The organism is Corynebacterium sp. HMSC29G08 (genome assembly GCF_001806875.1).
Lineage (GTDB): Bacteria > Actinomycetota > Actinomycetes > Mycobacteriales > Mycobacteriaceae > Corynebacterium.
Genome location: NZ_KV786268.1, coordinates 53,031 through 79,631, shown reverse-complemented (window position 1 = coordinate 79,631; position 26,601 = coordinate 53,031). Strand labels below are relative to the sequence as shown.

22 protein-coding genes, 1 tRNA gene, 1 pseudogene and 1 riboswitch are annotated in these 26,601 nt (G+C 60.1%); of the genes and pseudogenes, 8 read left to right on the top strand and 16 right to left on the bottom strand.

Annotated elements, in window-relative coordinates; all coding sequences use genetic code 11:
• Positions 1 to 149: 149 nt before the first annotated feature.
• Entirely contained in the window at positions 150 to 713 is a 564-nt protein-coding gene (dcd, locus tag HMPREF3101_RS09740; RefSeq protein WP_070464963.1) for a dCTP deaminase, read from the bottom strand.
• Between the two features lie 62 nt (positions 714 to 775).
• On the opposite strand from dcd, the gene HMPREF3101_RS09735 reads away from it, so the two are divergent.
• A tRNA-Gly gene (locus tag HMPREF3101_RS09735) sits at positions 776 to 849 on the top strand.
• A gap of 149 nt (positions 850 to 998) precedes the next feature.
• On the opposite strand, the gene HMPREF3101_RS09730 is transcribed toward HMPREF3101_RS09735, so the two are convergent.
• The 10 genes from HMPREF3101_RS09730 to HMPREF3101_RS09685 form a co-directional block, all read right to left on the bottom strand.
• A complete protein-coding gene (locus HMPREF3101_RS09730; protein ID WP_070464960.1) occupies positions 999 to 2,390 on the bottom strand; it encodes an ABC transporter ATP-binding protein in 1,392 nt (463 codons plus the stop codon).
• Positions 2,387 to 3,073, bottom strand: a complete 687-nt coding sequence (locus tag HMPREF3101_RS09725) for an energy-coupling factor transporter transmembrane component T family protein (RefSeq protein WP_070464995.1) — start codon at positions 3,071 to 3,073, stop codon at positions 2,387 to 2,389. Before HMPREF3101_RS09725 ends, HMPREF3101_RS09730 begins: the two co-directional genes overlap by 4 nt.
• The gene (locus HMPREF3101_RS09720; protein ID WP_070361801.1) at positions 3,066 to 3,662 is read right to left on the bottom strand and encodes an MptD family putative ECF transporter S component; all 597 of its coding nucleotides are present in this window, start codon (positions 3,660 to 3,662) and stop codon (positions 3,066 to 3,068) included. Before HMPREF3101_RS09720 ends, HMPREF3101_RS09725 begins: the two co-directional genes overlap by 8 nt.
• Before the next feature lie 34 nt (positions 3,663 to 3,696).
• On the bottom strand, positions 3,697 to 5,445 hold the full coding sequence (locus HMPREF3101_RS09715; protein ID WP_070464957.1) for an ABC transporter ATP-binding protein: 1,749 nt from the start codon (positions 5,443 to 5,445) through the stop codon (positions 3,697 to 3,699).
• Positions 5,442 to 7,229, bottom strand: a complete 1,788-nt coding sequence (locus HMPREF3101_RS09710) for an ABC transporter ATP-binding protein (RefSeq protein ID WP_070464954.1) — start codon at positions 7,227 to 7,229, stop codon at positions 5,442 to 5,444. The genes HMPREF3101_RS09715 and HMPREF3101_RS09710 overlap by 4 nt, the downstream gene beginning before the upstream one ends.
• Positions 7,230 to 7,266: 37 nt before the next feature.
• On the bottom strand, positions 7,267 to 8,892 hold the full coding sequence (locus HMPREF3101_RS09705) for a recombinase family protein (RefSeq protein ID WP_070464952.1): 1,626 nt from the start codon (positions 8,890 to 8,892) through the stop codon (positions 7,267 to 7,269).
• The gene (locus HMPREF3101_RS09700) at positions 8,889 to 10,139 is read right to left on the bottom strand and encodes a recombinase family protein (RefSeq protein ID WP_070464949.1); all 1,251 of its coding nucleotides are present in this window, start codon (positions 10,137 to 10,139) and stop codon (positions 8,889 to 8,891) included. Before HMPREF3101_RS09700 ends, HMPREF3101_RS09705 begins: the two co-directional genes overlap by 4 nt.
• Positions 10,140 to 10,922: 783 nt before the next feature.
• Complete coding sequence (locus HMPREF3101_RS09695) at positions 10,923 to 11,741, bottom strand: N-acetylmuramoyl-L-alanine amidase (RefSeq protein ID WP_070464947.1); 819 nt, start codon at positions 11,739 to 11,741, stop codon at positions 10,923 to 10,925.
• A complete protein-coding gene (locus tag HMPREF3101_RS09690; RefSeq protein ID WP_070425122.1) occupies positions 11,741 to 12,205 on the bottom strand; it encodes a phage holin family protein in 465 nt (154 codons plus the stop codon). The genes HMPREF3101_RS09695 and HMPREF3101_RS09690 overlap by 1 nt, the downstream gene beginning before the upstream one ends.
• 296 nt (positions 12,206 to 12,501) lie before the next feature.
• On the bottom strand, positions 12,502 to 13,065 hold the full coding sequence (locus HMPREF3101_RS09685) for a hypothetical protein (protein ID WP_070464944.1): 564 nt from the start codon (positions 13,063 to 13,065) through the stop codon (positions 12,502 to 12,504).
• A 15-nt stretch (positions 13,066 to 13,080) separates the two neighbouring features.
• Positions 13,081 to 13,205: riboswitch (SAM riboswitch) on the bottom strand.
• A gap of 68 nt (positions 13,206 to 13,273) precedes the next feature.
• Between HMPREF3101_RS09685 and HMPREF3101_RS09680 the strand changes: the two genes are divergently transcribed.
• The gene (locus HMPREF3101_RS09680; RefSeq protein WP_246816729.1) at positions 13,274 to 14,089 is read left to right on the top strand and encodes an esterase/lipase family protein; all 816 of its coding nucleotides are present in this window, start codon (positions 13,274 to 13,276) and stop codon (positions 14,087 to 14,089) included.
• Between the two features lie 25 nt (positions 14,090 to 14,114).
• Here the strand turns inward: HMPREF3101_RS09680 and HMPREF3101_RS09675 are convergent, their stop codons facing one another.
• A complete protein-coding gene (locus HMPREF3101_RS09675) occupies positions 14,115 to 15,719 on the bottom strand; it encodes a VanW family protein (protein WP_070464988.1) in 1,605 nt (534 codons plus the stop codon).
• Positions 15,720 to 16,029: 310 nt separating this feature from the next.
• A complete protein-coding gene (locus HMPREF3101_RS09670) occupies positions 16,030 to 17,142 on the bottom strand; it encodes a glycoside hydrolase family 3 N-terminal domain-containing protein (RefSeq protein ID WP_070464941.1) in 1,113 nt (370 codons plus the stop codon).
• A gap of 68 nt (positions 17,143 to 17,210) precedes the next feature.
• Between HMPREF3101_RS09670 and HMPREF3101_RS09665 the strand changes: the two genes are divergently transcribed.
• Together HMPREF3101_RS09665 and HMPREF3101_RS12530 are read left to right on the top strand one after the other, a co-directional pair.
• Positions 17,211 to 17,396 carry a DUF2613 family protein gene (locus HMPREF3101_RS09665; RefSeq protein ID WP_070464937.1) on the top strand — a complete coding sequence of 62 codons (186 nt, stop codon included), beginning with the start codon at positions 17,211 to 17,213 and terminating at the stop codon, positions 17,394 to 17,396.
• Positions 17,396 to 20,350: an alpha-(1->3)-arabinofuranosyltransferase domain-containing protein gene (locus tag HMPREF3101_RS12530; protein WP_070464935.1), complete on the top strand. Its 2,955-nt coding sequence runs from the start codon at positions 17,396 to 17,398 to the stop codon at positions 20,348 to 20,350. The genes HMPREF3101_RS09665 and HMPREF3101_RS12530 overlap by 1 nt, the downstream gene beginning before the upstream one ends.
• Here HMPREF3101_RS12530 and HMPREF3101_RS11795 read toward each other — a convergent pair.
• Positions 20,347 to 21,156: pseudogene (locus HMPREF3101_RS11795) on the bottom strand (acyltransferase family protein); the annotation flags it as partial. The gene HMPREF3101_RS12530 and the pseudogene HMPREF3101_RS11795 sit on opposite strands and share 4 nt — an antisense overlap.
• Before the next feature lie 84 nt (positions 21,157 to 21,240).
• On the opposite strand from HMPREF3101_RS11795, the gene HMPREF3101_RS12180 reads away from it, so the two are divergent.
• From HMPREF3101_RS12180 to HMPREF3101_RS09645, 3 genes are all read left to right on the top strand, one after another.
• A complete protein-coding gene (locus HMPREF3101_RS12180; RefSeq protein ID WP_168160184.1) occupies positions 21,241 to 22,728 on the top strand; it encodes an MmpA family trehalose lipid delivery protein in 1,488 nt (495 codons plus the stop codon).
• Positions 22,729 to 23,022: 294 nt separating this feature from the next.
• Entirely contained in the window at positions 23,023 to 23,274 is a 252-nt protein-coding gene (locus tag HMPREF3101_RS09650; protein WP_070464932.1) for a three-helix bundle dimerization domain-containing protein, read from the top strand.
• Positions 23,275 to 23,984: 710 nt separating this feature from the next.
• Complete coding sequence (locus HMPREF3101_RS09645) at positions 23,985 to 24,437, top strand: DIP1984 family protein (protein WP_070464929.1); 453 nt, start codon at positions 23,985 to 23,987, stop codon at positions 24,435 to 24,437.
• On the opposite strand, the gene HMPREF3101_RS09640 is transcribed toward HMPREF3101_RS09645, so the two are convergent.
• Positions 24,430 to 25,527, bottom strand: a complete 1,098-nt coding sequence (locus HMPREF3101_RS09640) for a glycosyltransferase family 4 protein (protein ID WP_070464926.1) — start codon at positions 25,525 to 25,527, stop codon at positions 24,430 to 24,432. The genes HMPREF3101_RS09645 and HMPREF3101_RS09640 overlap by 8 nt on opposite strands.
• A gap of 4 nt (positions 25,528 to 25,531) precedes the next feature.
• Between HMPREF3101_RS09640 and HMPREF3101_RS09635 the strand changes: the two genes are divergently transcribed.
• Positions 25,532 to 26,275 (top strand): class I SAM-dependent methyltransferase, encoded by a 744-nt coding sequence (locus HMPREF3101_RS09635; RefSeq protein WP_070464924.1) that lies wholly within the window; start codon positions 25,532 to 25,534, stop codon positions 26,273 to 26,275.
• Here HMPREF3101_RS09635 and HMPREF3101_RS12175 read toward each other — a convergent pair.
• Entirely contained in the window at positions 26,272 to 26,427 is a 156-nt protein-coding gene (locus HMPREF3101_RS12175; protein ID WP_168160183.1) for a hypothetical protein, read from the bottom strand. The two genes, HMPREF3101_RS09635 and HMPREF3101_RS12175, sit on opposite strands and share 4 nt — an antisense overlap.
• Positions 26,428 to 26,601: the final 174 nt, after the last annotated feature.

The following is a 26,601-nucleotide window of genomic DNA, read 5'->3' as shown; positions in this document are numbered from 1 at the left end:
CAGTACCGATCACCGTCATCCGCATAGTTGGCAATTATGCCGTGAGATGGCGAGATCGGCAGCAATCTCTACTGCGTAATCGCAGGCTCCTCGCCCTGTACAGGCAGCGGGGTGAAATACAGTGTGTTGCTCGGATAGTTTCCGGTGCGTTAACGGAAGTTCAGGTACGCCTTCGAGGCCGTCGGCCCACGCTGCCCCTGATACTTCGAGCCCAGCTTGGACGAGCCGTACGGGGTCTCCGCAGCCGACGTCATAGCGAACAGCGCAAGCTGGCCCACCTTCATGCCCGGCCACAGCGTGATCGGCAGATTCGCCACGTTGGACAGCTCAAGCGTGATGTGGCCTGAAAAACCCGGGTCAATGAAGCCCGCGGTGGAGTGCGTCAGAAGTCCCAAGCGCCCCAAGGAGCTTTTTCCTTCAAGACGCCCCGCCAAATCCGCCGGCAACACAAAACTCTCCAGCGTTGCCGCCAACACGAACTCGCCTGGATGCAGCACGAACGCATCACCCTCCGGAACCTCCACAAGCGTGGTCAGGTCCGGCATCTCCTCCTTCGGATCAATGTGCGTGTACTTCGAGTTGTTGAACACCCGAAACAGGCTGTCAATACGCACATCAATCGAACTCGGTTGAATCATCTCCGGATCAAACGGGTCAATGCCGAGACGGCCGGATTCAATAGCGTCGCGAATATCATGATCAGAAAGCAGCACGTATGCGAGTGTACTTCCCTATTTTTGGGCTTGGATTGCACGGTGCTAAAGTCGATGACGCTGCCGGCGTAGTTTAGTGGTAGAACATCAGCTTCCCAAGCTGAGAGTGCGAGTTCGATTCTCGTCGCCGGCTCCAATATGACGTCGAAAATGATAAGTAGGCGTTTGCGTTAGCGAGTATGCCCCAAGGGGGCCAAGAAAATCGCTTGCGTTAGCGAGTGTATAGCGCGTTAGCCCTGACCTGCAGAAACGCTTTCCTCTCTTTCGTCTGAGCGAGCGTTTGCGTTAGCAGATGCTGATTTGGTCGAGGCGGACGCTATGGTCGGCGGCTTCGGTGACGAGTTCAGCGTCGTGAGTGATGACAATGACGACGGCACCAGTGTCAGCGAGTTTACGCATTACTCGGGAAATCGCGACAAGGTGCTTGTAGCCAACACCGGACGTGGGTTCGTCGAAGATGTAAACTTTCTTGTTCGCAGCAAGCGCTGTAGCAATAACCAGGCGTTGGCGCTGCCCGCCAGAGAGTGCTTGGGGATGGTCAGCCTCGTGGTCGGCAAGGTCGAGTTCTTCAAGGATCGCGTGGGCATCGATGTGTTGCTTTTCGGCTTTGGTCGTGCCGAGCGTGACTTCGTCGATGACGGTATCTGAGAACAACTGTCGGGTAGGGTCTTGCATCACAAGGTAGGCGTCACGGCTGGGGAATTTTTGTCCATTGAGTGTGATGGATGCGTGTTTGGCTTTTTCTAGTCCGCAAACAATGCGTGCCAGGGTTGATTTCCCTGAACCGCACGGGCCGAGGAGCGCTGTGATTTTCCCTGCCGGAAAGAGCGCATGGTCGACGTTGAGAACCGTTTTCCCCTGCCGGTAGGCGAAGGTGAGGTTGTCGATCGTGAGCCCCTCCCCTGCCGGTTCCGGAAGTTGTGGCATAGACACAGTCACTAGGGATCGCAGTCCAAGCTGTTTACGCTCCTCATCCGAGGTAGCGTAGAACTCTTCGCCGGTTGCGGTGAGGGCGATCTTGCCTTTGTCGAAGCAGTAGACGCGGTCGACGATCCCAGAAAGGAAACTTAGCCGGTGTTCAGCAATGATAATGGTGTGTCCATCGGCTTTGAGCCTGGCGATGAGTGTGGCGAGTTGGTCGATAACGTCAGCGGACAAGTTCGCGGTCGGCTCGTCAAAGACGATCAGCGACGTGTTGTTGCACATGGCGACGGCGCAGGCCACGCGTTGCATCTGTCCGCCTGATAGTTGTGTGACGCGGGATTCCAGTAGGTCGGCGATACCTAACTCGGCTGCAACCTCGTCAATGCGGGCACAGATCTCCTGCGGGTCGCGGCCGAGGTTTTCTGGGCCGAAGGCGAGTTCTTGGCGCACGTGAGTGGTGTAGAACTGGGTGCGCGGGTTTTGAAACACTGTCGAACAGTGGTGGGCAAGCTCTGATAGATCTACTCGTGCCACGTCAATGTCGTCGACTGTAACGCTTCCGGTAAGGTCGCCGTCGTGAAAGTGCGGGATGAGCCCGTTAAACAGCCGTAGCGCGGTGGTTTTCCCCGATCCCGATGCGCCACACAGCAAGGTGACGGTTCCAGGTGTGATGGTGATGGTTGCGTCAGTGATTGAGGGGTGGTCTGCTCCTCGATAGGTGAAGGTGACGCCGGTGGCTTGGGTTATTGTCATAGGACGATTCTCCATATCGCGAAGCCGATAACGACGAGCAGAATGACTGCGTCGATCACACGGAATTTCACGACCGTGACTGAGGTGGGCTTTGCGGTTCCGCCCAGTCCTCGCACGAGGGCAGCAGATGCCAGTTCGTCCCCGCTGCGTACCACGGTAGATAGCAGCGGGATTGTGAAGTACTGGGCCGCGCGCAGGGAAAACGCAGACATGCCGCGTAGTTTCATCGCATCTGAGATCGCTTTAACCTCGTGGCCGATCACGGGCAGCACCCGTAAGGCAACCGAGATTGGGATCGTGAAACAGGTCGGGATCCGTGAGCTGACGAGTGCTTTTTGCAAGGTGGCGGGTCGGATTACACCGATCGCGTATGCGCCCATGCCTGCGCTGACACTGAATCGCCACATCCACTGCAAAAACAGCATGAGGAACGCGCTGACCGTTGACTTCCACACCAGTGGTATCACGAAGACGAGCCCGCCGAGGACCACAAACGTGGCCAGGTAGACGGCCACCCAGCTCGGGCGCACGAGCGTGTTGGGGTTGATCGCAGCGCTCGCCAGCATCACGGCGGCGAATCCGCCCAGAGCACACACGAACCACGGCGAGTAGGCACTGTAGATCGTGGTGGAGACGATGACGAGCGCTACGATAATCGTGCGCGGGTCGGGAAGTTTAGACAAGACCGGCCCGTTCAAAGTGCTTACGCGCCACCCTGGTTCCCAACAGACCAGCAAGCCAGCCCACGATGAGCATCACAACGAAGAAGCCCAACAGAATCGGAATCGTGACAACCTGCGCCATCTTCGCGGCATACTCGGCGCCCATTTGTTCGGCGATCTGCGACATATATGCGTCTTGGTCCATAAATAGCGGCATCCACGGGGAAACATAGATCGGCAGAATAAACAGTGCGTATGCCAGCGGAACGCGAACCTTCACGCTCTTCGGCCCCTTGGTAATGACTAGGTCGGCGAGCAGGCCGAATACAGCGGCCACCGCGATTCCCCCTACCCAGTGGCCGGTCACGAAGAAGAGGATTTCGATGATAATCAGCATGATTGTCAATGCCCCCATCTTCGGAGTGCGTGCTGTGAACAGCGCAAAGACGATGCCGTTAACGAGAATAGAAAGCAAGAAGCCGGCATACATGGCGGCGGGGATGAACCCGAGCATTCCGAATGCAAACACGATGACGAACATCAAGGCGGTGAAGACGCCAATGTTGATGAAGTCGCGCGTGTTGAGGCGCGAGGATGTAGGCGTAGACATAGTTTTTCCTTTCATGTGCGTATACGTGCTGTGTTTAGACGAGTTGCCATCCGGCTGCGTTGATGCGTTCTTGCCAGAAATCGCGGTATTGACCCGGCTGGTTGACCAGCTCGTCGTGGCACCCGCGCTGGGCGATACGCCCATCGTGGGAGAGCACAATGATTTGGTCAGCTTGGCGAATGGTTTCAAGTTTGTGGGCGATGACAATTAGTGTGGAGTGCTTACGCAGCTCGTTCATCGCCGCAACAATGTTGGCTTCATTTTCCGCGTCCAACGCGCTGGTGGCCTCATCGAACAGCACGATCGGGGCTTTCTTCACCAAGGCGCGAGCGATGGACACTCGTTGGCGTTCCCCACCTGACAGTGCACGCCCGCCAGCACCCGCCAATGAATTCCAGCCGTCTGGGAGGCGGTTGACAATTTCCGTCACGCCCGACAGCTCAGCGGCCCACCTGATTTCTTCATCAGTAGCTTCGGGATTGCCAAGGCGAATGTTGGCTTCGAGAGTGTCGTTGAATAAGTAGACGTCTTGGAAGACCAGAGATATCTGGCGCATCAAATCTTCGATGGTCTGCTCGCGCACGTCCACTCCGCCAACGCGCACGCTGCCGGACTGCACATCCCAGAAACGTGCGACCAACCGAGCGATCGTCGTCTTCCCGCACCCAGATGGACCAACCAGGGCACACATGCCACCTTGCGGGACATGGAAGGAAATATCACGGAGAACCGGGGTGTCCGGATCATAGCCGAAGGTGACGTCCTCGAAACGAACATCACCAGGGGCGTTTATCGGTGTGGAGGCATCGGGTTCGGACAGTTCGGGGGCATCCATGACCTTGTCGACGTGGTTCATCTGCTGGCGGCGTTCTTCCAGCCCGGTCATGCAGCCACCGATGTCTTGGAGCATGGTGGTGAACCGCAGGCACATGCCGATTGTGACCACGGCGTTCAGCGCATTCATTTGCCCGCCGAGGGCGAGTTGGGCGGTCAGCCAGATCATTATCACGACAAGGGCTTGGACGAACATTCCATTAATCAGGTTCGCTAATGTTTCGATCCACAATGCTTTGCGGCTTTTGCGGTCAGCCTGTTTGAATGCCCGATCAAGGGCCGGGTAGTCGTCGGCGACATGGCAGGAGCGCAGCGCGCCTTGGCAGGTGGCGAATTCGACCATGCGAGCCGCCAATTCTGACTCAGCTGGTTCGGAAACCTGCTTACCTTTATCAAGAAGCACGCGGGAGATATGGAGGAAGGCGAGCATGATCGGGAACGCGATCGTCAAGGTCAGTCCCAGCCGCCAATCCCAGAACCAGGTTCCCACAGTGATCACCAGCACGGCTGAGAGTTTTTGGACGAGGGAGAAAATGAAGTGCGCCGCCGACTCGCCCAAGTTCATCATTTCCTGGGTGACCATGCGCGACAGTCGGCCAGAGCTACCCGAATCGAACACTCCCAACGGTAGGCGGGCTACTTTGTTACCTATTGCGTGGTGGACGTCGTGAATGAACCCGAGCGCGCCAATATAGCCGGTGCGCATGCCATAAAACTCGGTGCCTACACCCGCTACCGAGATCACCGCCAAGGCGATGAGCCAGCCCCAAAACGATAACCCCCACACCGGCATTCCGGTCGCTAGGGCACTTGCTGCGGGAAGCAGAATCAGCAGGGCAAAGCCGTGACACAGTCCTGAGACCGCACCCCACGCTTGACCGACCGAGAGGTCACGCCACGAGGCGGGTTCCATCAAACGCTTAAAGCGTGGCAGCAATAGTTGATTCATCGTGTCATCTCCTCACATGCACCTTGGGCAAGAAGTGCCTGATAGTGCGCATTACCCAACAGCTCGTCGTGTTTACCGACCACAGCAATGCGCCCGCGTTCCATGACGACAATCTGATCCGCGCCCCTGATCGAGGCCAACCGGTGGGCGATCACAATCACGGTTCTGCCTTTGGCAAGAGTCGAGAGAGCTTGTTGAATTTTCGATTCCGATTCCGGGTCCGCCATCGCCGTCGCCTCGTCCAGCACCAACACTGGGGCATCAACCATGAGCGCCCGGGCGATCGCGATACGGGCTGCCTGCCCGCCCGAAACGTGGGTGTCCTCCCCCAACACGGTGTCGTAACCATCTGGCAGGCTCATGATGAACTCGTCGATCTGCGCGGCTCTCGCCGCCTGTCGCACCTGATCCAGGGTTGCGTCTGGCGCGCCCAGGGCAATGTTGTTGTGGATGGTGTCGCGAATAAGCTGTGCATCTTGCAAGACGAACGCGACCGTCGAATACAACAAATCCTGGGAAATGCTCTTTAGATCAACCCCGCCGATAGTGATCGTGCCAGCGTCCGGGTCATCGAAGCGGGCAATTAAACTCGCCAACGTCGACTTCCCCGCACCCGACGGGCCAACCAGCGCGGTCACCGTGCCTGCCGGAATGCTCAGGCTCACCTCGTCTAATGCCTGGGTGTCGTCATAGGCATACGACACACCCCGAATCTCAATATCATGACCGTGTGGTGTCTGTGGCGCATCGGGCTGACTCAACGCTGGTAGCTCCATGACGTTCACCAGCCTCACTGCCGCAGACCCTGCGAGCTGGTACGACCAGGCGATGGTTGCGACTGCCATCAACGCTCCCGGCAGCACCAAGGCGATCAACGTCGTCGTTATCACCTCGTAGATGCTCACCCAACCGGCGTTCATCATCAACGCGCCACCGCCAAGGTTCACGATCAACAACACCGGGATCGACACCCACGAAAATGAGGCGACCGACATCGACACCAGCGGCATACACCACGCCCGGTAGAACTTAGAAAACTCGTTAGCCGCATCTAAATAGGCTTTATGTGCTTGGCCGACCTTGCCGAATGCTTTCACCACTGAGATACCGGCAACGAACTCGGCCATCGTTGCCGAAACCTGAGCGAGCTTGGTGTCCATTTGTGCGGTCTTCTCATTCATCCCACGCATCGACATGCCATACATGCCCACATAAATCGGAATCGTCGCAATCGACAGCAGAGCGAGCCGCCAATCCACCACAAACGCATACACCAACAAGGCGAGCGGGGATACGATCGCGTTCAGTTTCTCAATCGGCCCGTGCGCGATCACTGTATGCACCGTGGCCGTATCATCCTGAATGGTCTTGCGGATCTTCCCCTCACCCTCGCGGGTAAACCACGACAGCGGAGCAGTCGACATTCGGGCGGCAATTTGCCGACGCATCTGATTACGCAACGACAGGTCAATAAAATGCGTCACGCCCAATGCAACAAAATATAAGGTCAACCGGGCCATGTATGCGCTGACGAGGAGCATCACGATCCAGTTCACCCCCGCCGGGTCCACCTGGTCTTGCATAAGTTCTCTGCCAAGCTCCACCAGAGCCACATACGGGGCAATAGCCAACACACCAGAGAGAAAAGCCAAAACCTGCGCGATAAACAGTTTGCCTTTCACCGGCTGCGATAGCTGACGGATCGCGTTCTGGCCAGCGACAGATTTTTCCTTCGCCGACCCGTACTCGTCTTCAACAACCTGATCCGTTACACTATCGTTCACGTAAACACCATCCTTATTAAGTAAGGCTAACCTTACTTTATTTCTGGGAGGTGTGCCTAACCGTGCACGTCAACTGATACGAGCATCGCTCTTTCAGGGCCATGCTCACCTGTTCACCTGTGCGGAACACGAACCGGATCGTATCCTCGTCTACGATGGCGTGATCGATGAGAGCGCTCCATTGTGCGGGGTGAAACTCGCTCACAGGTTCGCCCGTCAAATCGCCTAGGGTTGTGGTGATGGCGGCGTGCTTGGCGGTGTTCGCTGCGATATCTGCTTCCAGGCTTGTTTTACGTGCGAGCGTCTTACGGTAGATAGTATCGAGTTCGGTGTAGCGGGCTTGGTAGGCGTCCTGGTTGAGCGCACACCGCTGGTTTTCCGCAATCAGCGCCTCGATCTGCTCGGTCAGCTCCACGATTTTTGTTTGGCAGGCAGCGGCCTGTTCTTCCAAACGGCTCGTACCGAACATGTCGCCAAGCACCTGCGGTAGCTGGCTTTGCTGCGGACGGCGGGCGATCAGTTGATTGAGCGCTTGCACGAAAGAATCCTTGATCTGCTCGTCTTTCACCGTCGCGCTGCTGCAGGGATGTTCGTCTGTGTATTTGTGGTTGCATTGCCAGACTGTGTACTTGTATTTCGTGTTCGACGCCCACGTCTTACGCCCATACCACACCCCACACCGAGCACATTTGAGCCGGGTGGAGAACAAGCCGACTTTCGCTGACGATATGTTGCCATGCCTGGTGGCGAGCTCGTATTGCACTTGATCCCAGATGCGTGGAGCAATAATCGGCTCGTGGTTGCCTGTTACGTAGTATTGGGGTACTTCGCCTTCGTTGACCTTCATCTTTTTAGTAAGGAAATCGGTGGTGAACGTCTTTTGCAGCAGGGCGTCGCCTTTGTATTTCTCGTTCGACAGGATGGAGCGCACTGTTGATGTCGACCACACTTCTTTCCCGCGTGGGGTGAGGATCTTGCGGGCAGCGAGTTCGGTTTTGATTTCGCTGATGGCCATCCCGTCAAGGAACAGCTGGTAGATCAGCCTGACGGTCGGAGCTTGGGTTTCGTCGATGACGAGGCTGCCGTCTGCTCCTTTCTTGTATCCGAGTAGGGATTTGTAGGGCACCATGACTTTCCCATCTTGAAAACGCTTCCTGTGCCCCCAGGTGACGTTCTCGGAGATCGAGCGGGATTCTTCTTGCGCCAGTGAGCTCATGATCGTGATCAATAGCTCGCCTTTGGCGTCAAAGGTGTAAATATTTTCTTTCTGAAAATAAACCTCGACGCCTGCGTCTTTGAGCTTGCGCACGGTAGTGAGCGAGTCGACGGTGTTGCGTGCGAACCGGGACACACTCTTGGTGAGGATCAGGTCGATTTTGCCTGCCAGGGCGTCATCGATCATGGTTTGGAAACCTTCGCGACGTTTCATGGAGGTGCCAGAGATGCCCTCATCGCAGTACATGCCCGCGAACTGCCAATCATTACGGGAATGAATGTAGGTGGTGTAGTAGTCGATTTGAGCCTCGTAGGAGGAGGTTTGCTCTTCCATCTCGGTGGAAACTCGCGCATACGCGGCCACCCGCCTGTGTGCTGGTACACCAGATGAGGCTGCGGCAGATCGAAGCTTCTTTGTTGCGGGTATCGCTGTGACGGTGCGACTCATGCCAACCTCCCCTCACTGGTTAACCCCACCGGCGTCATGGTTCCATCCGCGAGGTGGAATGTGAGCTGATGCTCGAAGGCCTCGATCATCACGACCTGCTCAGCAACATGGACAGGATCGAAACCCTGGGTGCCGAGCATGTCTGCGCAGGCGTGTTCGAGGAGTGTTTCGCGCAGGTTGTGCCCCCTACAGGGGTTGCCGTTCCCGGTGCAGGCACTCCAACAGCGCCAAAACTTATACGAGGTTCCAGACTTGTAGGTGCGGGTTTTGCGTTGATAGTTCTTCCCGCACGCGCCGCAGCAGATCCGTCCGGTGAATACGCCCGTGTTCTTTGACGGGGTCGCCGCCGGACCCACCTCACGCCTGTGCGCGATTTCTGCCTGCACCGCGTCAAACATCACCTCATCAATGATCGCTGGGAGGGCTTGCTCAACCCAATATCGCGGCAGCTCCCCGTCATTGAGCGCACATGTGGGTGCTTGGATTGTGGGGCGGTACATTTTCTGTAGCATTTGGCAGCCCTTGTAGCGCTCATTTTCAAGCATGCGACGAAACACAGACCCGTAGAACCGTCCCCCTCCCCGAGAGCGTTTACCTTCAGCATTGAGCATCGTCGCGGTTTTCTCCGGGCTGATCCCATCGAGATAATTGGCAAACAGTAAGCGCACGATCTTGGCTTCTTCTTCGATGATGGTGAACTGGCCGTCTGCCCAGTGGTAGCCATAGACAACGAAGGAGTTCGTGCCCCCGTTCTTGTACCGGTTGCGGATTGCCCATTTGACGTTGTGGGATAGTGAGCGTGATTCTTCTTGGGCGAACGAGGCCAGCAAGGTTAACAGCAGTTCCCCGTCAGCGCTAAGGGTGTCGATGCGTTCGCGTTCGAACCGTACGGCCACGCCAAGGTCTTTGAGCTCACGGACCGTAGCGAGCAGGTCGACAGTGTTGCGGGCTAGGCGTGAGATTGATTTACACAACACAATATCGACACCCCCGCCCCTGGCTGCATCCATCAGGTCGGCCAGGCCTTGCCGGGATTTTGTTGACCTACCCGTAATACCCTCATCGGTAAACACCCCTACATAGGCCCATCCGGGTGTGGATTGGATCAGGCGCGAATAATACGAAACCTGCGTCGATAGGGATGCTAACTGCTCTGTGCCGTTGGTTGAGACCCGCGCGTATGCTGCTACGTTGACCAGTTTCGGGGCAGGCGGCCGAACTGGTGTCACCACACTAACTTGTGCCACGTTTTCTCCTTTCGCGTTAGGTCTATACACGCTCTAAACCAGGTGTTTATCCAGTCGTTTCGCCCACTATTGATGGTTGATAGATCGGCGTCCACGCCTCCCATAACAACCGGTGAGCACGCTGATACTCTGCGGGCGTGAGCACACCCTGCCCCGCCAGCACGCTCAACGTGTGAGCGTCCGTAATGAAGGCGAGTTCTCGGGCGAACACGTCAGGTTGGGCCAGTTGATCAACAGGAGTGACGAGCGTGTTCATGGTCGTCCGCCGCGCGTGCCGAATCGGGCACGTACATAGCAGGCGTGACAGCAAAACTTTTGACCTGGCTTGTCCACGATCGCGAAGCGGCGTCCGCAGTGCGTACAGGTCTGCTCGCGCACAGGCTCGGTTTTCTGTCGATGCCGCCACGCTTTATGCCTGCAGGCGGGCGAGCAAAACCTAGCCCGAGCTGCTCCCTGTATAGGGTTGGCACACCACTGGCACACGCGCTCGACCATCACCGGAGCGGCGTCAAGGTTTCGGGTTGTGCAGTACGAGCGGACCTGGTCACGAGTCAGGGCGCAAAACTCGGCAATCGCTTTATACCCCCAGCCCGCCGTGCGCAGGTTACGGATACGTTGTTCATCAAGATCATTCACAGTGGGGTCACTCCCTTCACCCCACTGCCGACAAACCCCCGATTGTTAAATCCGTCCATGAAACGACGAAAAGCCCCGCCACCACCGGCTCCCCGAGGATTGGGAAGTCACAGTGCTGACGGGGCTAAGTTCGTTGACCTCTAGCTGTTAGTAGCCGAGCTTGGCATTCACTCGCGCTTGGACCGCGTTGTAGAGGTTGCCCAAGCGGCGCTTACGTTCCTCACCATTGCCGTACTCGCCACGGATCACGGCGTCAGCGAGGGCATCAATGTTGGGCCCAGCAGGCTTCGCTGGCGCGTTGCCAGAAAGCTTCTCATTGACTCGCTGTTGGACAGCCGCGTAGTTGGCTCCGAGGCAACGCTTACGCTCATCACCGTTCCCGTACTCGCCACGAATGACAGCGTCAGCCAAGGCGTCGATGTTCGGTGCTGCAGGAGCAGGAGCTGGTGCCGGGGCTGTGCCGATCATCTGGTCATACCAAGACTGGGCGCGAGCCATGTATGCGGCGTGCTGGGAGCCAGCAAGAGATGCCGGACAGGCCGTAGCAGAGAAGTCCTTGTGCCAGAACACGTTCTTCCCCCACTGGGGTCGGCCGAGACCGTAGAACTTGCAAACGGCCGCGACGAGGTGTGCACCGTTATCAAGGCACGCCTCGGATACAGTCCATGGATCACTGGTCATGTCGGCGTGTTCGATGCCAATACTGGTGGTGTTGGCGGCAAAGTTTCCTGCATGCCAGGCGGTATCCCGGTCCCATACGAGCTGGCCTATGCGTCCGTCGGTTTGGACTTGGTAGTGGGCGGAAGCAGGACGGGTTTGCCACACGTCGTAGCAGCCCCTGATGGTGAGGTTGCCTGCGTTGTGGTGGATGATGACCTTATCGATCCGCCTACCGTTCCTGCCGGGCGTGTAGTGCTTGTTCATGATGAGGTCGATATCGGCCTCAAGCGCGAGCCAATTCTTCATCAGTGAATCTCCTTATCTGTTGTGTTTTCAATTGTCGTTTCGGTCAGGGGTGGTCGTTTGTCGGCGCGGTTAGCGATCGCATCAAGCGCCCCACGCATTTGGGATGGGACGGGCAGGCCGAGGCGGGTGGCGTTCTCCACCAGCGAGATGCCTTCGTTGGATAGGTAGAAGAAGATGACCGCCGCGCGTAGGACTCCGGGTGCTCCGAGGATGTGGACGTCGATCAAATGGGCCAGGCCGACGAGAGTGAAGATGAGGATTTTGCGGCTGATACCTCTAAAACCGACGGATGAGCTGAGGCGGCGTTCGTTGATGGCGGCCAACACGCCGGTGATGTAGTCGGCGATAGCGAAGACGATCAACGCGTAAACCAAACCGTCTAAGCCGCCGAGGTAGGCGGCGAGCCAAGCACCGACACCGGCGATGCCGGTTTGGATGGCGTGCCAGATGGCGTGTATAGACATGGGTATTCCTTTCGTGGGCATAAAAAATTGCCCACACCCATCTGGGGTGAAGGCATCAAAAAAATCGGTGTAGCACTGGGCTACATGGTTGGGTCAGTCAAGACCTCAAGAATTGGCAGGCTCAAGTCGAACGAGGCCGCCTTGGGCGCTGGGAGTTCTTGGGCTTCGATGGCCTCTGCTGGTGGTGAGGGCGTGGCATCGGACTCAACTGGGCCCCTATCCGATGTTTGCTATCCGACCTTTAGCGTCTACGTCGACCGCACCAGCCAACAAACACCCCAACAACCGGCCTCAAACTACTCCGCGACCGTGCAGGGGGTCGGCGGTTCCATCGACACTAAGATCGCCTTGCGGGAGTTGCCGCCACCGGTGGTGTAGCGCAGGACTTTCCAATCCGGGTTGTACTCCGTTGCACGCGCAAGCTCTTCAGGGTTGTGGTTGTAGGCGCAGACCGTTTCGGTCCCGTTCGGGCTAGTAAACGCAAAGGTGATCTTGGTGCCGTCGTGCTCAAGCACCTCGATGGGGAACCACATGTACTTCTGGTTCATGGCGCGCAGCACCGGAATGTAGTGCTGATTGTGGCCGACCGCCACAAGGTCACACTCCTTATACATGCAGGCGCGACGTGCCTTTGGTTGCTTTGGCAGGGGCACTACGGCATCGCCAACTCGTACAGCGCCAGCGATTCGTGAGTACTCAAACTTCGCACCGGTATTGGCGATAAACATCATCGCCTCGGCCGGATCGTTGAACTCTGCGACGACGGCCTCGTCGGTCCCATCCAGCGTGAAGGTGAACACAGTCCCGGTCAGGCTGGATAGGGTTGCCGGGGTCCAGTCCGTAGGAAAATCAGTGGACATAAAAACACTCCTGAAACATCGCACTTCCGGCGCGGCGATTGCTCGTGCCGGCGGATCTTCCCCCGGGGGCACCGTGCGCGATATGCGCGGTTGCCAGCCGACGAGCCGGAGGGCTTTGGAATACGTCGGACTTCATGATCCGCCAAAGACCCTACTAGACAGAGCTGTCTGGTGCAAGGGGGCGTCGAAAAGCAATATGCTCTTGAGCGTGAAATGGTTTGTAACACTGGCCCTTGGGTACGGTGCGGCGCAGGGGCTGCAGGAGCGCCCCAGCCTGCCGTTTAACAACACGGATTTCGTGCCAGCGCACCCGACACCCGTGCTGTACATCCATGGGATTAACTCACGGACGGCGTCATTTAAGGAAAACGCCAACCACCTGGCCGCCCAGGGTTTCTGGGTGTGGGGCTACGACTACGGCGACATGATCGCACCCGGGTTTTTCGGGGTAGGCGACCTCGATGCGATCGTAGAGGACGTCGCGCAAAACGTGGACCGTGTCCTGCAGGAAACCGGCGCGAAACAGGTAGACATTGTGGCGCATTCCCAAGGCGCGCTGATGACCAAAATGTTCATCGCCCGCGGCGGGGCGGCAAAAGTGCGACGCGTAGTGGCCATGGGCGGCAACTTCCACGGCACCGATATGCGCGGATGGGCGGGCCGTTTAGGCAAAGTCGCCGCGCGCTACCCGCGCCTGACAGCGCTGCTCGCCTCCGGCGCATCGCAACAGCTCGTGGGCTCTAACTGGCTGAAGCGCTTCGCGGACGTGCCCGATACGGACCCGTCGATCGTGTATACCTCGATCTACTCCCCCAGGGACCACGTGGTGACACCGAACTCGGCGTCACACCTCAACGCTGTGGGCGGCGCCGACGTGGTCAACATCGATTCCGGTGCGGTTTACAACGGCTACGCACCGCTGCACTCACTGATGCCACGCAACCCGCTCTACGCTGAGCTCACCGCGTGGGGGCTAACCCGTAACGTGGGCGATCACACGCCCCCGGCGATCAACATCCACTGAGCAACTCAAACACTACCTAGAAAAACTAATCACACTTCACAATCGGCACTGGGGTGTACACCGTGGTCTGGGTTTCGCGAGAAAGTTCATTGCCCGCAAGGTCATAGATCACGCGTGTGTCCGAGGTGGTAAAGCCCGGCGCGCCAGAAGACGGGATACAGCTGCTGCCGGTGACGCGCTGCTCCTGCGGCTGTGTTGGCGCCCAGCGGCCACCGTTGAAGGATTCCACGGTGCTGGTCTTCACACCCATGAGACTCACGGTGACGCTGCCGCCGCCAACGCTGGTGACAATCTTGACCGGGTGAGGAGTATCATTGCGGAACTGCAGGTCAATGGCACCTTCGTACACGGTTGCTTCGCGGCCAGCCGGGTAGCGAGAGATGTAGTAAGAGTGCGGCGTGTGCGCCACATCCGTCATCGCTGCGAAGTACGCGGCGTTGTACAAGGTGGTGGCGAACTGGGAGATGCCGCCACCCACCGCGGTATCCGCGCGGCCGTTCAAGATAATGCCGGACTCTACGTACCCCTGCGCCGTGCCGCGCGGGCCGGTGTAGCCGTTCAGAGAGAACGTCTCACCCGGGTTGACCACGGCACCGGAAACAGTCTGCGCCACCAAGGCGATGTTCTGGCCCGAGGCGGCGGAGTATCCGCTGGTAGTGAAGCTGCCAACCACTTGGTCGAACGTGGCGTTGGCCGCATCCTCGGTGGTAAACGTCGCCGGTTGCGGTTTGTAGGTTGCCTCCCATTCGCGTGGTTCGTTGTTAAGCAGCCTACCTTCAAGGCCGTCTAGGGTTTGCTCCCAATCCACCACCAGCCCGTCGACAGATTCCTGCACGCCACCGCCGGTGAGCACGCGCGCGTTTTGGGATTCAACCTCCGTCGGCGCAAGCTGCTCCCCCAAAATCCCCTGGGCGGCCTCCACGTTGACCTGCGGCTGGATCTTGCCTTCAACCACCGGGAACTGAATGATCTCACCGAGTCGCTCCTGCGGCACCGTCGCCGCCACAGCCGGATCATTGCTACGCACCGTCAGCGGCCCGTTCAACGCCGCGCGCACCGGCCCCTGCTCCGCCGCAGTCACCGCCGCCTCGTTCACGGCAGGCTCCACGGTCACCGGCTCAACCTCTACACCTTCCGGCAGTAGCCATTGGGCCTTAATCGCTTCGCTCAGCTTGTCGACGCCCACGTCCTGCCCCAACACCGGCCCATCCACCTTGGCGCGCCCACCTTCAATATGGATCGCACCATCAACGGGGTCCCGGTGCAGCTCGGCGCTTAAGGTTTCCATGACGGGGTTGAACTTCGCCTCATCCACCGACGCCACCGCATCAACCTCACGCTGCGTAAACAGGCCACGCAGCCTGCTAATCGGGTTGGCGGATTCAACACCTACAGCATCAATGGTTGCGTCCCAGTCCATCACCAGCCCGGCCTCCGCCGGAACGAACTGGGCGGTGGCCTGGTCAGCTCGCACGGAAACGGGGTTGGTTTCAATACTGCCAAGTTCGCTTTGCAGCTTCTCGCTTGCGCTAGCAGGCTTCATACCCCCAATCGCTACTCCGCCGACGGTGGTGCCGCGTGGGACGTTGCCGCGATTCATCGCCAAATCTGCCAGGTAAATCGCCAGCATGACAGCCAGCGCGCCGACGAAAATGCCAACGGCAATCTTGCCGCCGCGGCCTTTGCCACGCGACTCGGATTGTGCTTGCACAGTACTCACCCCGTTAAGCGTAGCCAGATATTCGTGAGCCGAAAAAGCTTGACATAACGCTTATCTGCTAGCAGCGGCTTGGCGTTACTAGCACACAACGCTAAAAAGGCCGAAAGTATTCACATTCCACCTGGGGATTTGGAGGGCCATTTTCATTGTCTGCTAGGAGCGCGCCGCGGGCCACTAGCAGACAAATGCAAACGCCTAGTGCAACCGCAGTGCAAGCGCACTAGTGCAAGCGCTCCACACGCGCAGCCGCCTCCTCCACACGCGCCAAAGGTATTTCCCCGCTCTCCACAGCGGCGACAACCAAGTCAATCGTCGCAGGCAGGTCAGCGCCCGTGGACCACAGCGCCTGGTCTGCACCCGCGGCAATCGCCATCTTCACCGCCTGTGGGGTAGGCGCGAAATCCAAAAGCCCGCGCATGCCGGACAGGTCGTCGGTGACAATAACGCCATCGAAGGGCACGCCGCCTGGGTAGTCGCCGTGGCGAAGAATGCGATACGCCTCCGGATTCAGCGAGCTAGGCACACCCTCAGGTCCCATGCCTGGGACGATCATGTGGCCCATCATCACGCTGGCATCAGGAAAACGCTCCAGCAACGGCCCGTAAGGAAGCATGTCGAGCGCCTTTACCTCCTCCAGTGGTGGAGTCACCGCCAGCTGGTGGTGCGTATCGCCGGACGCCCGGCCGTGGCCCGGGAAGTGCTTAAACGTCGGCGTCACACCTGCGTCCACCAAACCTTGGGAGAACAATCCGCCAACGCGCACCACCTCCTCCGGCACAGAGTTAAAGGAACGGTCCCCCACAATGTCCAGGTTGAACACATCAAGGTCCAGCAGCGGGGCATAGTCCACGTTGATGCCATGCGAACGAAGAGAAACGCCAATGTCATAGCCGGTTCCCTGGATCACCTCCGGCGGGTTTCCAGCCAGCGCACGCGGCGGCATGAAGCTGCCCAGGACTTGCGTGTGGCGCTGTACGCGGCCGCCTTCAAAATCAATCGCTACGGAAAACGGCCTTGGGTACTCCTCGCGCAGCGCGTTGATGTTGCGGCCTGGCTCAGTCAGCAGCGCCGGATCCGCCCAGCTCGGGAGGATCAACCCACCCACGCCTTGGTCCAACGCCCACCGCGCCTGGTCATAGTTGGTCACCCCCACCACCATGAGGGACGCCACTTTCTCCCGTAGGTGCAGCTCAGGTTCAACAGGCTCTTGCTTTTCTACGGGTGCCTGGGCGGGGGAAGGTGTTGGGGTGGGCGTTTGGGCGTCGTCAAGCGAGGGCTCTGAACATGCAGCAAGGCAGCACGCAGTGAGGACTGCTGTGAGTCGTGCGCGCATGAAACACCTCCCTGGGGAACGAAACGTCATTCACTCTACGCAGCCTGCACACTGGTAGGGTTCAACACATGCCGCAACCAGCTGATAACCGCACCATGTCATCCATCTTGGCCAGTGCTGTCATCGGCGTTGTGTTAGGCCTTGTGGGGGTGCTGGGGCTGGCGGGGTTTTCTGGGCAGACGGTGCCAACCGGCCAGGCCGTGCCGGCGGATGAAGCGGTCCTCGGTGGCCCGGAGTACGGCTCCCGACAGTAGTGCGCGCCCATATCCTCGGCTGGATCGGGGCGTTCTGTCTGGCGTTTTTGCAACCGCCCGGGCAGGTTGCCGCAGACACCAAGCTTGATTTGGTGGTCAACCCGGCGCGTTTCCTGGCGCGCGCCACGCATATTTTTACTGACGAGTTCCCGCTGGGCCAGCTGCAGAACCAGGCGTACGGGTACTTGTTTCCGCAGGGTGCGTTCTTCCTGCTGGCGGACCTGGCGCACGTGCCTGCGTGGGTGACGCAGCGGCTGTGGTGGGCGCTGATTATGGGGTTGGCGTTTTCGGGGACGTTGGCGCTTTCGCGTCGTATAGGTTTGCCGGCTGGGTTGCCTTCGGTGTTGCCGGCGGTCGTGTACGCGCTGTCGCCGCGCATCCTGACCACGCTGACCGCGATTTCTTCCGAGGCCTGGCCGGTGGCGTTAGTGCCGTGGACGCTGGTGCCGCTGGTGCAGAGGCGGCCGAATGTTGCGGCGTCCATAGTTGTGGTGGCCTGCATGGGCGCCGTCAATGCCACGGCGACGATCGCCGCGTGTGTGCCTGCGTTTGTTTATCTTCTGTGGCGCGGGCAATTCTGGCGGGCCGGGGTGTTCACGCTCGGGGCGGTCGCGGTGTCTGCGTGGTGGCTGGGACCGCTGCTCATCCTGGGGCGCTACGCACCGCCGTTTACAGATTTCATTGAATCGGCCACCGTCACCACCGCGTGGTTAAACCCGGTGGAAATCCTGCGCGGCACCACCTCCTGGGCGCCGTTTGTAGATGCGGAGCGGACCGCCGGCCACCTGCTGGTCACCGAACCCACGTTTGTGCTGGCTACCTGCGCCATCGCCGCCGTCGGGCTGGTGGGGCTGCGCCGGCTTCCGCGTGAGTTTGTCGCCATGTTCGCCATCGGTTTCGCGTTGCTTGCCGGTGCGCATTGGGGCATTTCGCTTCTCGACGCCCAACTCGCCCCCTTCCGCAACCTCCACAAATTCGACCCCCTGATCCGTTTGCCGATGGCGCTTGCGGTGGGTGCTGCACTCACAAGAGAGCTCACAAGAGTCAACCGCGCGCAGGTGGCGTGCGTGGCGTTGGCGGCGGTGGTGGCCACCTCACCTGCGTGGTCCTTGCGGCTGCTGCCAGTGGGTACGTGGGCCTCTGGTCTTAAGGCTGGGGTGTCGCAGGATTGGGTGGAGGCGTGCGAGTACCTCGATACACACGCTGCGGGGACGCGGACGTTGGTGGTGCCTGCGGCGTCGTTTGCCCGCCAGGAGTGGGGGTGGACGCGCGATGAGCCGATCCAGGCGCTGTGCAATTCCCCGTTCGTCTTCCGGGACGCAATCCCGCTGGTAGAACCGGAGGCCATCCGTGGCCTGGACGGCCAAACCGCGGTGGTGGATGCGGAGGCGCTGCGCGCGATCGGCGTGGGCGCAGTCGTTGTGCGCCGCGACCTTGAGCACCAAACCCCCACCCCGTCCCTGGGCGTTCCCACCGCGAACTTTGGCGATGTTGACGTGTTCCTGCTTGAACCCACCCGCGGCATGATGATCACCGCCGATGCACCGTTGCCTATCAACGCCGGCGGCGAAGCCCTCCCACTTATCTGGCGCGAGCTCGGCTACTTCCCAACTGTGCTGACCTCAGACGATGCTGTAATCACTACCGACACCCCGGCCCTGGCCGTGCGTAACTACGGCAGCTTGGACGGCCAGTCGGCACATCTGACCAGTCTGGATGAGGATGGCTCTGTGTACAACCGCGTGAAGGATTATCCCAGCGCGGGCACGCCAGTCGGTGTGACTATGCAGGGCGGCAGCGTGGAGGCGTCTTCAAACGTCAGCGCGGCGCGCTCTGTGACCTCGGCGTTTGACGGTCTGGACGATACCGCCTGGTGGCCGGCCCCGGGCGATCCGACCCCACGTTTGCGCATTCGCAGCGACGCCACCACCGCGACTATTACTGCCACCGCCAACACCCAGGTGCTTGTAGACGGCCGAACGGTCTCCCTTGTTGGCGGTGAACCCCGCGAGGTAACCAAACACGATACGGTCATGGAGCTCGAACTGACCGAACCGGTGGGCATTACGCAGGTAGACGCCGGTGTTACGCGCATTGTGGAGCTCGATGCAACCGAGGCCCGTGCGCTTGTCTTCCAACGCCACTTCCCCGCCACCGACGCGATCCAGCGCCGCTTCACCACCACCGTGGATGCCACGTGGCAGCTCGCCGCGCGCGCCACCATCGACGGCACCGAGCACGCCCCCGGCCCAGTCCACCTGCCCGCCGGCACACACGAGCTGACCAGCCGCGCGAAGGTGGTCATGCTCACCCAACCCTTGACGCTGCCCACCTGGTCGCCCTTCGACGGCACGATCGATGCGGCCGATACCGAACGCATCATTATCACGACTCGCGGGTTTAATCCGGGCTTGCGTGCAGCCGCAGGTGAGCATGAGCTCAAGCCTTTGCTTATCGACGCCTCCACCCAAGCCTTCATCGTCCCACCCGGCGCATCCGGCCATTTCCGCATGTGGCACGCGGGGGATGCGGTCTACCGTGCAAGTTTGGGCATCGGCGGGGCGTTGTCCCTGCTGACGGTGGCCGCGTGCCTGTGGGTGCCGTGGCGCCGTTGTGGGCCAGCGCCGCGCGTGACGGCGCGCCCTGTTGCTGGCGTGGTGGCGTTGGCGGCGAGCCCGCTGGTCGGTGCTGTGGCGTTGGCAACCGCCTGGGTGGTTGAGCGCTTCACCCTGATCCGCGGCAGCTGGCTGACGTTTGCTGCAATGTTGGTAGCTGGACTGTGGCTGGCACGCGCGCCGTGGCCTGCGGAAAACTACGCGGGTGACAGCCTCTTACTCACTTTCGCGGGGTGCTTGGCCATCGCGGCCGCAGCGGGGCGCTCCACCAGTTCGTACGAGGCGTACGACACCACCAGCGACGCCACGGTAGTAAACAGCCACACCGGCACAAAGTAGCCGCTGAACCAGGGTACGCCAAGCACCGGGAAGGCGAAGTAGAGCACCGCCACGTGCCACAAAAACAGCGAGTATGACCAGCGGCCCAACGTGCGCATGGGGTGGCTGGCAAGCACACTGTTAGCCCCGGTTTCCGCGCTGGTCAGCACATACGGGCCAACGATGAACGCGGCGAAGAACGTCCCCAAAATCACCCGCACGTTGAACTCTGCAGGTGTTGGGTGTGTCAGCCCCGCGGGACCTGCAAGGCCCGCCAGATACGCGATGGCTGCGGCGGCCAGCAACCAGGGCCAGCGCGGCCCGCGCCAGCGCACGCCGAGGCGCTCCAGCTCCGCCAAGACCAAGCCCACCGCGAACCACGGAGCGTACGACGGCGGCCACGTCTGCTGGTCCACCAGCCACGGCCACGCCAACCCAAACGACACGGCGATAAGTAACGCGATCTGTCTCCCGCGATCTCCCAGCGCCATGTAGGCGGGAAGCACTAGGTAGAACGCCACCTCCACGCACAGGGACCACAGTTGCGTGAGGCCTTCAATAAGCCCGTCGGGCACGTAGACCTGCAGCAAAAAAATATTGGCCAGCACCTGTTGGAGGCTCACGTTGGTCAGCGGCGGCAGGACGACAAGGACCACGGCCACGCAGGTGAGGTAGGCGGGGGTGAGGCGGACGAGGCGTCGATAGTAATAGCCCTGTGCCACCCACTGACCGCGAGACAGCAGGAAAGCCGAAAGTGCGAAAAACACCGCAACGAAGTAATCAAAGCGCTCCACAAACGTCGACGTCAGCCCGGTCTGGAAGGCCACATGGGTGGTCAAAATGCCAAGGGCAGCGAGGCCGCGCAGGCCATCAAGCTGGGGCAGCACTGGAGATACGTTAGGGTTTGCGATGTGGCCATTGTAGGAAACGCCCGCCACTTCAACCCCGTAGTGGCCTACGGTGCCGCCCTTGTTGTTGCGGTGACATGGCCGTTTCTCATGCCCGGCCAGGCGTTTGCGCTGCGCGACATGCTGGTGTTCGACGGCATGTACCTCACCCGCGCCTCCCTCGGCTACGGCGATCTGCCGGCGCGCAACGTGCCGCAGGATGCGCTGCTAGCCATCGTTCCAGATCCGGTGCTGGCGCTGCGCGTGATTATGGTTGCCGCCGCCACGTGCGCCGCGGTGAGCGCCTACCGGCTGGGTCGCAGCCCGTTTGGCAAGGCCGCGGCGATGACGGTGCTGCTGTGGAACCCGTTTGTGGTCGAGCGCCTCTTGCAGGGCCAGTGGTCCTTGGTTGTCGCAGCCTGGCTGTTGCCGGCGGTGTTTTGCGCGCCGGTGCCGCTGCGCGTGCTGGCGCATTGGCTGGCGTCGTTGACGCCCACGGGTGCGCTTGCGGCCGCGGCGTTCGCGCGCGGGCGGCGGGGGCTTTTAGTCTCTGTTGTGACGTGTGCGCCCTGGGTGGTGGCCAGCGTTGCCGCAGGTCGCGGTGGCACATCGTCGGCGGCGGCGGTGCAGGCCTTCGCCCCGCGCGCAGAGGCGTTTGTGGGCACGCTCGGCTCTGTGGCCGGCCTTGGCGGGATCTGGAACTCTGCGGCAGTGCCGTGGTCGCGCGAGGTTGGCTTTGCTCTGTTTGGCCTGTTGCTTTTGCCGCTGTTGGCGCTCGGTTGGCGCGGCGTGCCGCGCCGCTGGCTATGGCTTGGCGGCCTTGGCCTAGCAATCCCCCTAGCTGCCTGGGCCGGTCTCACCGCACCGCTTGTCCAGCACCTGCCCGGGGGCGGGTTGCTTCGCGACGCCACCAAGTTCCTCCTCCTCACCCTCCCCGCCTGCACCGCCGCCGCGGGCCACCTCACCAGCCGGTGCGCAGCCGCCGCTGTTGGCGTTGCGTTCTTGCAGGTCCCAGACGCCTCACTCGCTTTGTCCGCACTGACCCCCACCACGGTGGCTGTACCTGCGGTGGAGCACCGAGGCCGCGATGTTTTCTTCGAAAACGCCCCAACGCTTCTGCTTCACGACGCCCACACGCCCACCCTCAACCCCACCCCCAAAGCCATGAACGTGGTCGAGTCTGGGGCACTTTCGGTGGACGGCGTGGAAGTGGACCCGCCGTCCGAACGTTGGTTGGCTGCCTCCGGTGCTGTTGGTGCTCATGGTTCTGGTGTTGGTCCTGTTGGTCCTGTTGGTCCTGTTGGTCCTGCTGGTTCTGATGCTGTTGGTTCTGGTGCTGCTGATTCTGTGGATGTGGATTTGCTCCGGGACCTCGGCGTTGGTCTCGTGGTCTTTCAAGACGGTTCCGTGCTGGACACGGGGGCTCCTGCGCGTGGTCTCCCACCGCTTGGCGTAACACTTTTCGCGTTGTGGTGTGCCGCTCCACTGCTTGGAATCGCCAAACGTGACTAGAATCACATTTTGGACAGAAACGCCTCTAACCTGCCGCTTTATCGACATTAGTTGAGTTTCACCCATTAATGGCAGTCGCCAATCGTGGACATCCTTGCATGACCTGTGCCACATGTTTAAAGTGAACGCCAGGTAAACAAATGGTTACGAGAGGAGGCCCCCGGATGCCACATAGGCACCACGCAACATCTGCAATCACAACAGACAGCTTTTCCAATTTTTCGGCCTCACAAACACGAGCCACACACATACGAACCGCGTAACCACACAACTCATCTGAAAGGAACCAGAACAATGCGTAGCCCCAAGGACATTAACAACATCGACTTCTCCATCGTTCGCGAGCGCGCCCTGCGCAATATCCGCGAAGACCTGATCGCTGAGTGGTCCGACCGCTTCGACGCCATCGAGATCGGCGACGCCTTCGATGCAGTACTTCGCAGCCGCCGCGCAGGCGCCAAGGTTGAAGACTTCCTGCCGATCCTGGTGGAGAAGGAAATGAAAAACCGCCTGTACGCGGGCGAGCTCTTCCCTGCTTCCGCGTAAGACTGCGCAAGACTTCGCAAGATTTCATAGCTTGAAATCCATAGCTGTATTTGTCTGCTAGTGAGACGTGGCGTCTCACTAGCAGACATTTTTTATCGCCCCCTATTTCCGCAGGTCGGCTGTTGAGATAAATCGTCGAAAATGCATTGTGTGCTAGTAGCCCGCAGGCTCCTCTAGCAGATAAACGTTATGCCAAGTAAGGGCCAGATAACGGGCGCAAAGCCAAGGCGGAGCCGGGCCGACAACGAACCAAGGCGGAGCCAGGGCCGGCTCGGAGCCAAGGCAGAGCCGCAGCCAGGGCAGAGCCGGAACCAGGGCGGAGCCAGGGCCGGCTCCGCGCAGACCACAATCTGCTAGGCTTTGGACCATGTCGGTAGCCTGCACGGGCTGCCTGCAAAAAACTCAGCGAACGCCAAGAACCCCTCCACTGCCTGGGTTATGGCAGCTCTGTGGCGCCCTGTGGCTACACATTAGGGCTGGGCAGTTCGACTCTGCCCACAGCACAGTTTTGTAGCCTACATAACGCACATGGGCATAGACCCACACCAGGGTCAGCATTGATTACCAGTTATTACCGCGGCGTTGGGAGTTTGAAGCAGCAGTTACGTGCAGGTGAGGGTTGGGAACGGGGACATACACTTGGGCCACCAGGCCCCCAGAGGCCACCAGGCCATCAGAAGCAGATAGAGGCAGACAGAAGGAGAACCAGCATGTTGCTTGCAGAAGCACTCGCCCGCCGCGCTGAGGCACAGGACCGTCTCAACGCTTTGACGCAGCGCCTGACGGAAGGCGCGCTGATCCAGGAAGGCGACACGCCTGCTGAGGACCCGGCTGCCTTGCTCAACGAGGCCGCGGAGCTTCTGCAAGAGATTGAGACGCTGGTGCGCCGCATTAACCACACCAACTCGCAGACCTCGTTTGAGGGGGCGACGCTGACGGATGCGATTGCGCGTCGAGATGCACTGCTGCGCGCCCGCCGCCTGTACACGCATGTTGCGGACGCCGGCTCTGCACGCCAGAACCGTTACTCCCGTTCAGAGGTGCGTTTCATCCCTACCGTGGATGTGGCCCAGCTGCGCACCATGGCCGATACCGCATCGGCTGAGTACCGCCAGCTAGACACCAAGATTCAGCAGCTGAACTGGTCCACCCAGCTCATCTAGCCAGCTCATCGACATCACAGCCCTCGACAGCACAGCCCTCGACAACTTCTTCAAGTATCTGCTCGAACCGGCGCCCCGTCTTCTCCCAGGAGAACTGCGCGGCCCATGCGCGAGCGGCCTCGCCATAATCGCCGCGCATGGTTTCAATGACGGCGTCGGTAAAGGACTCGCCGTCAGCAACAAGGCGGCCAGTCACGCCGTCCACGATGGAGTCGCGCACGCCGCCGGCGGAGGAAAACGCAACCGTCGGCACGCCGTGTTGCGCAGCCTCAATCACCGCAATCCCCCACCCCTCCTTGCGCGAAGGCAGCAAGTGCACCGCGGCACGCTGCAAAAGCGCGTGCTTGTGTTCCTCGGAGACGTGCCCGTGGAACACCACCTTGTCCGGCCCCAGGCCACGGTTGTGCGCGTATTCGCGCAGCTTGTCGTCCCACCAGCCGGAGCCGACCACGTCCAGCACCGCCCCCTCAATCGTGGCGACGGCATCAATCGCAAGCTCAATGCGCTTGTGCGGGACGAGGCGGGAGACGGTGATGAGGTGGACGTGGGCGTCGTCAAGCAAAGAGATGCCCCTCGCCACCGAGTCTACCCCGTTTTCCACAATGTCGATCGGCTCAGTCACACCGAGGGAGAGCAGTTCGCTTTTCGACGCCTCCGACACCGTCACATACCTCGCCCCGCGATACACCAGTGGCGCGATCTTGGACTCCAAAAACCAGCCGAAGCGACCAATAACCGGACCCGCCACCGGCCATTGTTCACGGTGGCAATGGTGCGTGAGCAGCACCGTTGGGCGGAAAAACAGGCGGGCGAAAAACGGGATGCCGTTTTGCGTATCCACCACCACGTCCGGCCGGTTACGCAGAATCGACAGCGGTGCCAGCACGTAGACGCTGTATTTGCCGCCGGCGCGCTCATACCGCACCCCATTTTTGGTGCTGCGCCGTGGCGCATCCGTATGCTTTGCGGTGCGGTAAATCACCTCATGGCCCTGCGCCGCCAGGTACTCGCCAACACGCTCAAGGTAGCGCTCCGAGCCACCGCCTTGCGGGTGGGTTGAATCGCGCCAGCACATCAGCAGTATCTTCATCGGTATGTACCGTACCCGCAGACTAGCCACGCTTCGACGTTCGCTGCGCCTGCTGCGCTCCTTCACCTACGAACAGTTCCGGCCGCGGATCTTCTACGAAGGGTTGGCTCGCGATACACACTTGCTTATCGACGCCCTCACGCACGACCTAAACAACCACAGGCTGGCAGGTCAACGCGTGTTGGATGTGGGGGGCGGGCCGGGGTACTTCGCCGACGTATTTTCAGACACCCAGTACATAAGCCTTGAGCCGGACGTTTCTGAAATGAGCGCCGCCGGCATCAGCGGTTACGGCGCCGTGCGTGGCGATGCGCTTGCGCTGCCGTTTGCGGACAACACCTTCGACATCACGTTTTCCTCCAACGTGGCAGAACACATCCCCGACTGGCAGGCCATGGCGCGTGAGATGCAGCGCGTGACCCGCCCCGGCGGCCTTGTCATCGTGAGTTACACGGTGTGGCTCGGGCCGTTCGGCGGGCACGAAACAGGTATGTGGCCGCACTACGTGGGCGGGGAGTTTGCGCGGCGCAGGTACACGAATGTGCATGGCCACGAACCGAAGAACCGCTTTGGTGAGACCCTCTTCGCCGTCTCCGCTGCTGAGGGTCTGCGCTGGGCCGCATCCACCGGCCAGCTTGCCTTCGCGTTTCCCCGCTACCACCCGTGGTGGGCGTGGTGGCTTACTCGCGTGCCGCTGCTTCGCGAGTTCGCCGTCTCCAACCTCGTGATTGTGTTGAAAAAGGGTTAGCTGAATCGAGGCCGCATCAAAAGAGTGCGTTGCACGCGATCCATCTTCTTCATCACTCCGAGGGTTTGGGGAGAAAGTGCGTGCGCCAAGGCGTACATGTCTGCAAGCCGTTCCTGATGGTCAACATTAAGAATCTGTTCCTGGTGGCTCACACGATTCCGAAGCCTCCTCAACTGTTCTAAAGCAATCGCTACCGCATACCCGTCCCTGACTTCAGTGGGAACCGCAGGATGTATGCTCGCGACGTGACGCTGAGCAAGCTTCGATGTCAGTCCAGGAAAAGCCCTCGACAACGCATAGATCCATAGGTTTTCTTTGGCAGAGAA